The organism is Candidatus Accumulibacter aalborgensis (genome assembly GCF_900089955.1).
GTDB lineage: Bacteria > Pseudomonadota > Gammaproteobacteria > Burkholderiales > Rhodocyclaceae > Accumulibacter > Accumulibacter aalborgensis.
Genome location: NZ_FLQX01000133.1, coordinates 1 through 12426, shown reverse-complemented (window position 1 = coordinate 12426; position 12426 = coordinate 1). Strand labels below are relative to the sequence as shown.

The window sequence follows — 12426 nt, the reverse complement described above, 5'->3', positions numbered from 1 at the left end:
CCATGGCGCAAGTATTGATCGTCGATGACGAAATGGGCATTCGCGAATTGCTCTCCGAGATCCTGGCCGACGAAGGCCATTCGGTCTGGCTGGCCGAAAATGCAGCGGTGGCGCGCAAAATTCGCGCCGAACGGCGACCCGATCTGGTCTTGCTCGACATCTGGATGCCCGATACCGACGGCATTTCATTGCTCAAGGAATGGTCCGCGAGCGGCCTGCTGACGATGCCGGTGGTGATGATGTCCGGGCACGGCACGATCGATTCGGCGGTCGAGGCGACGCGTATCGGCGCGACCGATTTTCTCGAGAAGCCGATTGCGCTGCAAAAGCTGCTCGCCACGGTGAAGAAAGCGCTCAAGCACGAAGCCGTGCTGCAGAAGCCGCCGCTGACCCTCGACGTTTTCGCCCGCTCCCCCCTGCTCAAGGATCTCAAGAGGCGCCTCGAACAGGCTGCGGCAAAAACCTCCGTGTTGCTGCTCAAGAGCGCATCGGGAAGTATCGCCGAAATCTGTGCTCGCACCCTGCAAACGCACCGCGCGCCATGGCTGGATCTGTCGTCGCTGAGCGCGCCGCTGACCCAGGAAATGTTGCAGAACGCCGTTGGTGGCATCGTCTTCATCGCCGATCTGGCGCAGTTCGGGAAGCTGCAACAGATGAATCTGGTCTTCGCCATCGAGCGGCTGGAGCGCCACAACCTGCAGATGGTCGCTGCCTCGACCCGCCCGCTGACCGCTCTCGTCGAGGCTGGCTGGGATCCGCTGCTGATCAACCGCCTCGGTGAAGTGTGGGTGGCGCTACCCCAGATCTCCGGCCACGCTGACGATGTCCCCGAGATCGCCGCCTTGCTGCTCGCCCATCTCGCCGAGCGCGGCGACGTTCCCCTGCGTCATTTTTCCAGCGGTGCCCAGAATGCGCTGCGTCTCCACCGTTGGCACGGCGAATGGGCAGAACTTCTGACCACGGTCAAGAGTCTCGCGCTCTCGGCGCTCGAAGAAGAGATCAGTGCTGACGATGTCGCCCGCATTCTGCAGAGCGAGGCCGGCGAGGTCGCCACACCGCTTGCCGCGATGTTCTTCGATCAGCCACTGCGTGAGGCGCGCGAAGCCTTCGAACGCCTGTACTTCGAACACCACCTGAGTGGTGAGCGCGGTAACATGACCCGTTTGGCGGAAAAAACGGGCCTGGAACGGACCCATCTCTATCGAAAGTTGCGCCAACTAGGTCTGCATATCGGTAGGCGCGGCGAAGAGCGCGACTGATGTAGCATCGACTGGCGCTCAGGGAGATCAAGGAAATGCGGATCGTCATTCTGGGTGCCGGCCAGGTCGGCGCGAGTGTCGCCGAGAGTCTGGCTTCTGAAAACAACGACATCACCGTTGTCGATAGCGACCAGGAGCGCCTGGCATACTTGCAGGATCGTCTCGATCTGCGGACGGTGGCCGGCAACGCCGCCTATCCCTCGGTACTGGCAAGCGCCGGTCTCGATGACGCCGATCTGCTGATTGCCGTGACCCAGAGCGACCAGACCAATCTGGTGGCGTGCAAGGTGGCGCACAGCGTCTTCAACGTCCCCGCCCGCATCGCCAGGTTGCGCGCGCGCGACTTCCTGGACAGCGAGAAACTGTTGGCGCCGGAGAACTTCGCCGTCGACTATGCCTTGTGCCCGGAACAGGTGATCACCGAGTACATCGCGCGCCTCGTGGACTTCCCCGAAGCCTTGCAGGTGCTCACCTTCGGCGACGGCCGGCTGGTCCTCGTCGGTCTTCGTGCCTACACCGGTGGCTTGCTGGTCGGCAGCCCGATCAGGGAGATGCGTGGCCACCTGCCACCCGCTATCGACGGACGGATCGTCGCGATCTATCGCCGCGACGGCGCGATCACGCCCACTGGCGAGACGATCATCGAAGACGGCGACGAGGTCTTCCTGCTGGCCGCCGACGAACACATCCGTGCGGTCATAGGCGAGTTGCGACGCTCGGTCGAGCCGGTGCGGCGGGTGATGATCGCCGGTGGCGGCAACATCGGTCATCGCGTTGCGCAGGCGCTGGAAAGCAAGTGCCAAGTGAAGCTCATCGAGGTCGACCGGCGGCGCGCCGAATTCGTCGCCACCTCGCTCAAGTCGGTGCTCGTGCTGCACGGCGATGCGACCGACGAGGAGTTGCTGCAGCAGGAGGCAATCGACGAGATGGACCTCTTTCTCGCGCTGACCAACGGCGACGAGGACAACATCATGGGAGCGTCGCTGGCCAAGAAAATGGGCTGCAAACGAGTGGTTGCGCTGATCAACCGCCGCGCCTACGCTGACCTGGTCCAGGGTGGGCCAATCGACATCGCGATTTCGCCGGCACAGGTCTCGATCGGCATGCTGCTGACCTACGTCCGCCACGGCGACGTGGCGCAGGTGCATAGCCTGCGTCGCGGAGCTGCCGAAGCCCTCGAAATCGTCGCCCACGGCGACGCCAAGAATTCACGCGTCGTTGGCCGGCGAATCGGCGAGCTACCGATGATCGACGGCGCTTTCATTGCCGCCGTCGTGCGTGATCTCGACAAGAGTCATGATGTCGGTTTCCTCGGTCTGGCCAAGCTGAAGAAGGTCGGCCGGGTACTGATCGCGCACAAGGATGTGGCTATCCAGACCGATGACCACGTGATCGTTTTCTGCCTCGACAAGAAGGTCGTCAAGCAGGTCGAGAAGCTGTTCGCGGTCGGCTTTCACTTCTTCTGAGGGGGGGGGCCGCCATGCAACGCTACTACCCGGTCGTTCGGGTTCTCTCGATGGTCATCATGATGTTCGGCCTGACGATGCTCGTTCCCTGGGGGGTGTCGTGGGCCATGCACGATGGTGCCGAAAGCGCTTTCGACGAAGCCCTGCTGCTGACCATCGGTACCGGTGCGGGCCTGTGGTACGCGACGCGCAAGGAGAAGCGCGATCTCACGATCCGTGATGGCTTTCTGATGGTCGCTCTGGTGTGGACGGTGCTACCCGTATATGCGGGACTGCCCCTGGTGCTCCAACTCAACGCAAGCTTTACCGCCGCCTACTTCGAGGCCGTCTCCGGACTGACGACGACCGGGGCGACGGTCTTCGCCGGGCTTGACAAGCTGCCGGTGTCGATCAACTTCTGGCGTTGCCAACTCGTCTGGCTCGGCGGCATGGGGTTGATCGTTCTCGCCGTAGCCATCCTGCCCTTGCTCGGGATCGGTGGCCGCCAGATGTTCAAGGCCGAAACCCCGGGGCCGATGAAGGATTCGAAGATGACCCCGCGCATGGCCGAAACTGCGAAAGGCCTGTGGGTCGTCTATGCGCTGATTTCAATCGCTTGTGTGCTCGGTTACCGATGGGCTGGAATGACCTGGCTCGATGCGATCATGCACATGTTCTCGACGATGGGACTCGGCGGCTTTTCGAGCCACGACGCCAGCTTCGGCTACTTCGACTCGCCGGCGATCGAGGCGGTCAGCATTCTCTTCATGCTCATCGCCGGCTGCAACTTCGCCACCCACTACCTTGTCCTCAGTGGTCGCTCGTTGCGGCCCTACGCTGCCGACCCTGAGGCACGAATGTTTCTCCTGGTAACCGTTGGCAGTGTCGTGGGCATCGCCATTTTTCTCGCCGTTAACGGGGTTTACCCAACCTTTTCCGAGGCGCTGCGCTTTGCGGCCTTCAACGTCGTGTCGATCGCGACGACCACCGGTTACGCCAATACCGACTATGCCTTGTGGCCTCCTTTCGCTCCTCTATGGATGTTGTTCCTGTCGAGCTTTGCGACCAGCGCCGGTTCGACCGGTGGCGGCATCAAAATGATCCGCGCGATCGTCCTCTACAAACAGGTGGGCCGGGAACTGACGCGCGCCATGCACCCGAATGCCGTTCATCCGGTGAAGATCGGCAGCGAACTGTTGCCTCCGAACATCCTTTTTGCCGTCCTCGCCTTCGCCTTCATGTATATGGTGTGCATCGTCTCGATGACTTTGGTCCTGTCATTTTCGGGGCTCGATATCATCACCGCGTTTTCGGCGGTCGTCGCCAGCATCAACAACACCGGGCCGGGACTCGGGCAGGTCGGTCCGGCCGCCAATTTCGCGGTGCTGAGCGACTTCCAGACCTGGGTGTGCACCTCCGCGATGCTCATCGGCCGTCTGGAGATCTTCACCTTGCTGGTCGTTCTGACACCGGCTTTCTGGCGCAAGTGAGCTTGAAAAGCGGATAATCGTCGTTTTTCAGCGCAGGCCCCCTCGCCGGTGGAGATCAACGTGACCCGACCATGCAACGACAGTTTTCTGCGCGCACTGCTCAAGGAGCCTAGCGCCCGCACGCCGATCTGGCTGATGCGTCAGGCCGGTCGCTATCTACCCGAGTATTGCGAAACGCGCAAGCGTGCCGGCAGCTTCCTCCAGTTGTGCAAGAACCCTGCCCTGGCCTGCGAGGTGACCCTGCAACCGCTCGCCCGCTATGATCTGGATGCGGCGATCGTCTTCTCCGACATTCTGACCGTGCCCGACGCGATGGGCCTCGGTCTTTTCTTCACCGACGGCGAAGGTCCGCGCTTCGAACGACCGCTGCGCGAGGAGTGGGCAATTCGCGGTCTCTCGCCGCCCGACCCCTGGGATCACCTGCGCTACGTCATGGATGCGGTGGCAGAAGTCAGACGCGCGCTGAACAACTCAGTGCCATTGATCGGTTTTTCCGGCAGCCCGTACACGCTGGCCTGCTACATGGTGGAAGGCGGCGCGAGTAGCGACTATCGTCGTATCAAGGGCATGCTCTACGAGCGGCCAGATCTACTGCATCACATCCTGTCGGTGACCGCGGATGCCGTCAGCGCTTACCTGAACGCGCAGATAGAATCGGGTGCGCAGGCGGTAATGATCTTTGATTCCTGGGGTGGCTCACTGTCGCCGGCAGCGTATGAGGAGTTCTCGCTGCAATACATGCAGCGTATCATCGGCAAGCTGGTTCGGGAGAAAGACGGCGAGCGGGTTCCGTCGATCGTATTCACCAAGGGGGGGGGCTTGTGGCTCGAATCGATCGCCGACATCGGATGCGACGCCATTGGCCTGGACTGGACGATCGATATCGGCGAAGCGCGCCGACGAGTGGGTCACCGGGTTGCCTTGCAGGGTAATCTTGATCCAGCGGTGCTCTTCGCATCGCCCGACAAGATCGCCGCCGAAGCCAGCAGAGTCCTCGACAGCTATGGCCCGGGGCAGAGCGGACATGTTTTCAATCTGGGTCATGGCATCTCCCAGTTCACGCCGCCGGAGAACGTCGCGGCATTGGTCGCTGCCGTGCACCAGTACCGTCGCGGGCCGGCCGAAAGCAGCGCATAAGTTCAGGTTTACCCGTTGACTTATTCACAGAAACGCCGGCCATTTCTCGCGCAGGAAATAAGTTCGTTATTAATCAGAGGTGTTTTTTTAACTAAATGATTTATAACGAATTATAAACTGCTTGTTTTTTTGGCAACGCGCTGAAACCCTTGTAGGAAGGGCCTTTGCGACACTTTTGGGCAGTCCTGTCCACAGAGTTATCCACAGTAGCTGTGCGAGCGCTTGAAAGCTGTACTAACTGAACACCTTACGCGCCATTGCCAGAACTTGCGCGAGCTTCCGCCGCCAAGTGATCGTCAATTCCTCCCTGCCCCAAACCCTTTTGCAGACCTGATGTCCTTGCTACAGATTGTCCGCGTCGCGCTCGATGTGCCACTACGAAGCTTTTTTGACTACCGCGTTGCCGAGGGCGAACGCTTGTCTCCGGCGGACATCGGCCATCGCGTGCGCGTACCCTTTGGCCAGCGGCAGAAGATCGGCATCATTGTTGAATTGCCCGGCACCAGTGACTTTCCCCTTGCCCAACTGAAGCTCATCGACACTGTCTTGCGCGACCTGCCGCCGCTGCCTGCCGACTGGTTTCGTTTGACCGAGTTCTGCGCTGCCTACTATCACGCGCCTTTGGGTCAGGTCATGCTCTCGACGCTCCCCGCCAGCTTGCGCTCGACCGCGCCAGTGAAGGCACGCGCGCCCCGCCAGGCGCTCGTCCTTCCGGCAGCAGAACACGCGCCAGCACTGACCTTCGAACAGGAGGCGTCGCTGTCAGCGATCTGGGGTAACGGTTCCGGTTTCCACGCTTACCTGTTGCACGGGGTGACCGGCAGTGGCAAGACCGAAGTCTATCTCCGCCTGATCGAGCGCACGCTGGCTGCCGGACGCCAGTCACTGCTCCTGGTCCCCGAAATCAACCTGACCCCACAACTCGAAGCCCGTGTCGCGGCGCGCTTTCCTGCCGCCGGGTTGGTCAGCCTGCATAGCGAACTGGGTGACGCCGCGCGAAGTCGTAATTGGCGCTCTGCGCTCACCGGCTCCGCGCGAATTGTTCTCGGTACGCGCCTGGCGGTATTCACGCCCTTGCCCGAACTCGGCTTGATCGTCGTCGACGAAGAGCATGACCCCTCCTTCAAGCAGCAGGACGGTATTCGTTACTCGGCGCGCGACCTGGCAGTCTTCCGCGCTCGCGAGCGCGGCCTGCCGATTGTTCTCGGTTCGGCGACGCCCTCCCTGGAAAGTTGGGCCAATGCCAACGGCGCGGGCGGCCGTTACCAACTGCTGGCGCTACGCGAGCGTGCCGTCGACGGCGCGCGGCTGCCGACGGTGCAGCGCGTGGATACGCGCGTGGACAAGACGCAGGATGGCCTGTCCGGGGCCTTGCTAGCGGCCATCGAGAAGCGTTTGGCGCGTGCTGAACAGAGTCTTCTCTTTCTCAATCGCCGCGGCTACGCGCCGGTGCTGGCGTGCGCGGCCTGCGGCTGGACTTCCCGCTGCCATCGCTGCGCTGCCAATCTGGTTCTGCATCTTGCCGACCACTGCCTGCGCTGCCACCACTGTGGCTTCGCGGCGCGGGTGCCAAAAGCGTGCCCGACGTGTGGCAACCAGGACTTGAGCGCCTTTGGCCGGGGCACTCAGCGTCTGGAGACGGTACTCGCCGAGCGCTTTCCACAAGCCCGCATCCTGCGCGTCGACCGTGATGCGGCAAGCAGTCGAAAGCAATGGGAAGCGCTGGCAACGAGAATCTATCGCGGCGAGGCCGACATTCTGGTCGGCACGCAGATGCTGGCCAAGGGGCATGACTTCCCGAACATTACCCTGGTCGGTGTCATTGCTCCAGACGCTGCCCTGTTTGCCGCTGATTGGCGGGCGCCTGAACGTCTTTTCGCACAATTGATGCAGGTTGCCGGCCGTGCCGGCCGTGCCGAGCGGTCGGGGGAGGTGCTGATTCAGACACAGTTTCCCGAACATCCGCTCTACGCAGCCCTGGTTGGCCATGACTATCGGGCATTTGCCGCCGCGCAACTCAGTGAACGGGAGCAGGCCGGCTTTCCCCCGTTCACCCATCAGGCCATGTTGCGCTGCGAAGCGCCACGGATGGCCGATGCCCTGGACTTTCTGACATGCGCGCGCGCTTGTCCGCCGCCTGATTGCGCAGCAGAGGTGACCTTTTACGACCCCGTACCGATGCGTTTGTCGCGCCGAGCCAGCCTTGAACGCGGCCAGTTGCTTGTCGAGTCGCCTTCCAGACGTGCCTTGCAACGCTTTCTTGCTCAGTGGATAGCGGAGATTGAAGCCATCAAGTCGCCTTCGCGACTACGCTGGCACCTGGAAGTCGACCCACTCGAGTTCTGAGATTGACTCGGGCGAGGGGCGCAGGGATACTGTCCTTGCCGCCGACTGCTGCCCGTCCGACAGCGTGCGCTAGTGCACAGTGTATCGAACCCACATCCGTTATTGTCGTTGCCGTCGGGAGCCGCAATTGAGGCGGTCATCGCCGATACGGATTGCTTCTGCGGTCAACCATGGTGAGGAGTCTTGATGTGTCTTCTGATTTCGTAGCGGCGATTGACCTCGGTTCAAACAGCTTTCACATGATTGTCGCCCGCATCGCCAATGGGCAGGTGCAGGTCCTCGACCGCCTGCGCGAGATGGTCCAGCTTGCCGCCGGACTCGATGGGCACAACCGGCTGTCAGACCAAGCGCAGCAGCGAGCGCTGGATTGCCTGGCGCGCTTCGGTCAGCGACTGCGTCACATCCCGACAGCCCGCGTGCGCATCGTGGGCACCAATACCTTGCGCCAGGCGCGCAACAGCGCCCAGTTCGTGGCTCGCGCCGAGCAAGTCCTGGGGCACAAGGTCGAGATCGTCAGCGGCCAGGAAGAGGCGCGGTTGATCTATCTGGGTGTCGCTCACAGTGTTGGCGACGTGCCCGGTCATCGGCTGGTGGTCGATATCGGTGGTGGCAGCACCGAACTCATTATTGGCGAGAAATTCGACCCGCTGCACCTGGCGAGTCTGCGAATGGGCTGCGTCAGCCTCAGTCGCCATTGTTTTGGCGACGGCCGCGTGACCGCCGGCCGCCTGCGCGAAGCCGAATTGCTCGTTCAACTGAACCTCGAACCGGTACGTGAAGAGTATCAATCCCGCGGCTGGGACGTGGTCACCGGAGCCTCAGGTTCAATCAAGGCGATCCAGGACGTGCTTGTGCGTGAGGGTTGGAGTCGCGAGGGGATCACCCTCGACGCATTGCGGCGGTTACGCACGGCCTTGCTCGAAGTGCGCGACACCAGCGATATCGCCAGCCGCTGGCAACTCGACCCGGCGCGCGCGCGCGTCTTCGTCGGTGGCTTCGTGGTCCTGCACGGCCTGTGCGAGACGCTCCGCGTGCAGCAACTGGAGGTGTCGGAAGGCGCCCTGCGCGAGGGCCTGATCTATGACCTGTTGGGCCGCATCCGCCACGAAGACGTACGCGACCGCACTATTGCCGAGGTCATCAATCGTTTTGGTCTGGACGAGGCTCAGGCCGAACGGGTCAGCGCCACTGCTCTCGATCTGTTGCGACAGGTACGCGCGAAGTGGCAACTGACCAGCAAGGAGGCGCGACACGTCCTCCAGCGAGCGGCCCGCCTGCACGAGATCGGCCTGCTGCTGACCCACGATCAGTATCACAAGCATGGGGCTTACGTGCTTGAGCATTCCGATCTGCCCGGTTACTCGCGTGACGACCAGCGGCTGCTATCGGCGCTGGTCAGGCGCCACCGGCGGTCTTTTCCGGCCGCTGCCTTTGCTCACCTGCCCAAGGACTGGGCGCGCTCGGCCCGCCGCTTGTGTGCCCTCCTCCGCCTGGCGGTGGTATTGCATCGCGGTCGCAGCAGCGAGGCGCTGCCGCCGATCAGCCTGCGCGTCGATCGGCGGCGCGTCGATAGGCAGCGCCTCGATCTTCGTTTCCCCACCGGCTGGCTGGAGCAGCATCCGCTGACCCGCGCGGATCTCGAGCTGGAAGCGCGACTGCTCCGCAAGGCCGGCTTCGAGTTGTTCGTGCAGCCGTAATGCGTTGCCTGGCCTGGTTGCTCGCCGTCTTGTTGTTGCCTTTGACCGTCGCAGCGATGGTCGTGCTCGCATCTCTCGACCAGACAGCGCTGGTCACCCGCGGCGAGACCATTTCGCCCCGGTCGATTGCCCAGGCCAGAAGCCTGCTGGAAAGCAACGATCCGCGCCGCCTCCATCGCGGCGACCAGAGAACAGCCGATATTCCCGCAGCACTGATTGACGAAGGCATCAACTACCTGGCCAGCCGCAGCCTGCACGGACGCGGCGCCTTCGTTCTGGCCGAGGATACCGCCGAAATCCGGCTGACCGTTCGCGCTCCCGGTCCGTGGACACCCCGCTACCTGAATCTGAGCGCCATCTTTCGAGAGGCCGAGGGTGAACCGCAGGTCGCCGCCGCGAAGGTCGGCACGCTTCCCATCCCGTCGGTGTTGGTCGAGTGGCTCCTCGCATCGGCGGTCAAGGCCGGCGGGTTTGGCGAAGAGTGGCAACTCACGCGGCAGAGCATCCGTCAGTTGGTGTTCGAGCCCGCTCGCGGCATGGTCGGCGTCACCTACGTCTGGGAACCTGGAATCCTCGATCATGCACGGTCGCGAGTTTTTTCGCCCGACGACATAGCCCATCTGCAGGCGGCACAGCGCGCCCTGGCGGGTCTGCTCGACCACCACGCAGCACGCGCCCGCGTACCATTGGCCACCGTCCTGACACCCCTGCTGACGCGCACAGGCGACGCCACGCAGCAGCAGGCGCGGGCGTCTCTGCTCGTCCTGGCCACGTATCTGGCAGGCGAAAACCTCGCCACGCTGCTGCCCGAGGCGAGGCACTGGCCGCGTCCTCGTCCCCTCAGACTGACCCTGCTGGGTCGTGACGACAGCGCCCAGCATTTCGGCATTTCGGCGGCACTGGCTGCCTGGGCGGGCGAGCCGGCAGCGAACGCCATCGGCCTCTACAAGGAGCTTGACGATTCTCGTGGGGGAAGTGGTTTTTCCTTTGCCGACCTGGCCGCAGATCGCGCAGGTACGCGCTTCGGGCAACTTGTTGCGCAGGACTCCTCTCGTCTGAAGGACGCCCTGCGCGGAACACTGACCGATGCCGAGCTGGCCCCTCCTCTCGGCGGTCTCCCGGAGTACCTGTCGGCGGACGAGTTTCAGCGCCGCTTCGGGGGGAGAGGTAACCGGGCCTATCAGCAGCAGTTGCGGGAGATCGAACGTCGCGTCGCTGCCCTGCCGCTCTATCGCTGAACCTTGCGATCACCAGGCCACTGGACTTTTAGTCGGTGCCATCCGCATTCCAGAGCCAGGCGGCGCCCAGCACACCCGAGGAGTCGCCATGGGTGTTGCGCAGCAGTCGAGTTTCGATCACCTCGGAAAAGATGTGTGCCGCCCAAAGCTGCGGCACCGCCTGGTATAGCCGCTCGACGTTCGACACGCCACCGCCGAGGACGATCACATCGGGGTCGAGAATGTTGACCACCAGCGCCAGCGCTTTGGCCAGGCGCCGTTCATAGCGTTGCAGCGTCTGCTCACAGGTAGCGTCGCCGCTGCTGGCGCGGGCGGCGATCTCTTCCGCGGTGAGCGACTCCCCGGCATGCCGGAAGTGGTCGCTGCCCAAAGCAGGACCCGACAGCCAGCTCTCGATACAGCCACAACGTCCGCAGTAGCAGGCTGCTGGTGGCAGGCTTTCTTCCGTCAGCAGCGGCAGCGGATTATGGCCCCACTCGCCAGCGATGCGATTGGCGCCGGTCAGTACGCGCTGATGAACCACGATGCCAGCGCCGACGCCGGTACCGAGAATGACTCCGAAAACCACCTCCGCACCCCGCCCAGCGCCATCAATCGCTTCCGAGAGGGCAAAACAGTTGGCGTCATTGGCCAACCGTATCTCGCGCCGCAACCGCGCCTGCAGGTCATTGCGCAGCGCCTTGCCGATCAGCCAGGCGGAGTTGGCGTTCTTGATCGGCCCTCCGAAAACGGACTCGGCTCCCGGTATGCCGACCCCCACGCTGCATCTTTGTCCGAGCTCGCCTTCGGCCGCATCAACCAGCGCGCCGACAGCGCTGACAGTCGCCAGGTAATCTCCCTGTGGCGTCGGTCGACGCCGGCGAATCACAACCCGACCCGACTGATCGAGAGCGACCAGTTCGATTTTCGTTCCGCCAAGGTCGATTCCAATACGTAACATATTATTATCCTGAGAAAACCCCCGGCTCTGCCGTGGTGGCCGTAGCAGTTTGGCATTTGAAGAATGGGCCAACCGCTATAGTGACGACTCGCCGCTGATTGATGTTTTCGCCGGGCTCGATCGCCATATCGCAGCCGATCTGCATGCGGTCATTTCCCGGCCAATGGCCAAAAAAGGGCCGTGCAGATTCTACCTTCGCCTCTGACTGCTGAAGCGTATGATGTACGAAATGCTGCACACCGTGTGCGGCACAGGAGGCCATCATGGGTATTCCCGCAAGCGACGTTATTCCCCTCTCGCACGCCCGAGCGAACTTTTCCGAACTGGCTGAAGAGGTCAAGGGCGGTGCCGAGAAGATCATTACCAAGAACGGCGAAAGCTATATCGCCCTGATCGACGCCAAGCGTATGGACTATTACCACCAACTGGAACGCGAGCGAATTCACCTGCTGCTGATTGACGAGGCCTCCAAGGGACTCGACGACGTTGCCGCTGGCAAGGTGAAGGATGCCCGCAGCGCCATTGCTGCCCTCAAGCGTCGGCGTAGCGCCTAAGTTGGGGCGGAGTCTGCTTGTGGCGAAAAAACCTGTCGTCAAATTCACCTCGAACTTCGAGCGCAACCTCGAAGGCATCGAACTCTTCCTGACCGAAGTGGAACTACCGCAGGCCTTCGACGGCTTGTTGGATGAACTCCTCGAAACGGTGATTCCCAACCTTCAGCGCTTCCCTTAAATGGGGCGGCCATTTTTGGCCCGCCAACCGCGCTCGGTCGAGACCATCAATGCACTGGCAACACTCCGCACAAAGTTGTCGTAACCGTTCACTCCCCCTGTGCTGCTGCCGGGATAGCAGGGAGCGCGGGGAGCGGCAAACC

General features: G+C 62.5%; 10 protein-coding genes. 9 read left to right on the top strand and 1 reads right to left on the bottom strand.

Annotated elements, in window-relative coordinates; genetic code table 11:
* Window positions 1-2 precede the first annotated feature (2 nt).
* From ACCAA_RS15240 to ACCAA_RS15210, 7 genes are all read left to right on the top strand, one after another.
* Window positions 3-1259 carry a sigma-54-dependent transcriptional regulator gene (locus tag ACCAA_RS15240; RefSeq protein WP_186408106.1) on the top strand — a complete coding sequence of 419 codons (1257 nt, stop codon included), beginning with the start codon at window positions 3-5 and terminating at the stop codon, window positions 1257-1259.
* 35 nt (window positions 1260-1294) lie between these two features.
* On the top strand, window positions 1295-2725 hold the full coding sequence (gene trkA, locus ACCAA_RS15235) for a Trk system potassium transporter TrkA (RefSeq protein WP_186408105.1): 1431 nt from the start codon (window positions 1295-1297) through the stop codon (window positions 2723-2725).
* A gap of 14 nt (window positions 2726-2739) precedes the next feature.
* Complete coding sequence (locus ACCAA_RS15230; RefSeq protein ID WP_186408104.1) at window positions 2740-4194, top strand: TrkH family potassium uptake protein; 1455 nt, start codon at window positions 2740-2742, stop codon at window positions 4192-4194.
* Between the two features lie 60 nt (window positions 4195-4254).
* Window positions 4255-5331 carry a uroporphyrinogen decarboxylase gene (hemE, locus tag ACCAA_RS15225; RefSeq protein ID WP_186408103.1) on the top strand — a complete coding sequence of 359 codons (1077 nt, stop codon included), beginning with the start codon at window positions 4255-4257 and terminating at the stop codon, window positions 5329-5331.
* A gap of 333 nt (window positions 5332-5664) precedes the next feature.
* Window positions 5665-7677, top strand: a complete 2013-nt coding sequence (locus tag ACCAA_RS15220; protein ID WP_186408102.1) for a primosomal protein N' — start codon at window positions 5665-5667, stop codon at window positions 7675-7677.
* A gap of 170 nt (window positions 7678-7847) precedes the next feature.
* Complete coding sequence (locus ACCAA_RS15215) at window positions 7848-9374, top strand: Ppx/GppA phosphatase family protein (protein WP_186408101.1); 1527 nt, start codon at window positions 7848-7850, stop codon at window positions 9372-9374.
* The gene (locus ACCAA_RS15210) at window positions 9374-10612 is read left to right on the top strand and encodes a YfiM family lipoprotein (RefSeq protein ID WP_186408100.1); all 1239 of its coding nucleotides are present in this window, start codon (window positions 9374-9376) and stop codon (window positions 10610-10612) included. The genes ACCAA_RS15215 and ACCAA_RS15210 overlap by 1 nt, the downstream gene beginning before the upstream one ends.
* A gap of 28 nt (window positions 10613-10640) precedes the next feature.
* On the opposite strand, the gene ACCAA_RS15205 is transcribed toward ACCAA_RS15210, so the two are convergent.
* Window positions 10641-11552 (bottom strand): ROK family protein, encoded by a 912-nt coding sequence (locus ACCAA_RS15205; protein ID WP_186408099.1) that lies wholly within the window; start codon window positions 11550-11552, stop codon window positions 10641-10643.
* Window positions 11553-11815: 263 nt separating this feature from the next.
* On the opposite strand from ACCAA_RS15205, the gene ACCAA_RS15200 reads away from it, so the two are divergent.
* Entirely contained in the window at window positions 11816-12106 is a 291-nt protein-coding gene (locus ACCAA_RS15200) for a type II toxin-antitoxin system Phd/YefM family antitoxin (RefSeq protein ID WP_186408098.1), read from the top strand.
* Window positions 12107-12125: 19 nt separating this feature from the next.
* Window positions 12126-12284 carry a hypothetical protein gene (locus ACCAA_RS15195; protein WP_342674062.1) on the top strand — a complete coding sequence of 53 codons (159 nt, stop codon included), beginning with the start codon at window positions 12126-12128 and terminating at the stop codon, window positions 12282-12284.
* Window positions 12285-12426: the final 142 nt, after the last annotated feature.

Excerpts from the sequence above, each read along its gene's own strand:
- ACCAA_RS15240 (WP_186408106.1), top strand. The coding sequence starts at position 3 with ATGGCGCAAGTATTGATCGTCGATGACGAAATGGGCATTCGCGAATTG.
- trkA (WP_186408105.1), top strand. The coding sequence starts at position 1,295 with ATGCGGATCGTCATTCTGGGTGCCGGCCAGGTCGGCGCGAGTGTCGCC.
- ACCAA_RS15230 (WP_186408104.1), top strand. The coding sequence starts at position 2,740 with ATGCAACGCTACTACCCGGTCGTTCGGGTTCTCTCGATGGTCATCATG.
- ACCAA_RS15220 (WP_186408102.1), top strand. The coding sequence starts at position 5,665 with ATGTCCTTGCTACAGATTGTCCGCGTCGCGCTCGATGTGCCACTACGA.
- ACCAA_RS15215 (WP_186408101.1), top strand. The coding sequence starts at position 7,848 with ATGGTGAGGAGTCTTGATGTGTCTTCTGATTTCGTAGCGGCGATTGAC.
- ACCAA_RS15210 (WP_186408100.1), top strand. The coding sequence starts at position 9,374 with ATGCGTTGCCTGGCCTGGTTGCTCGCCGTCTTGTTGTTGCCTTTGACC.
- ACCAA_RS15205 (WP_186408099.1), bottom strand. The coding sequence starts at position 11,552 with ATGTTACGTATTGGAATCGACCTTGGCGGAACGAAAATCGAACTGGTC.
- ACCAA_RS15200 (WP_186408098.1), top strand. The coding sequence starts at position 11,816 with ATGGGTATTCCCGCAAGCGACGTTATTCCCCTCTCGCACGCCCGAGCG.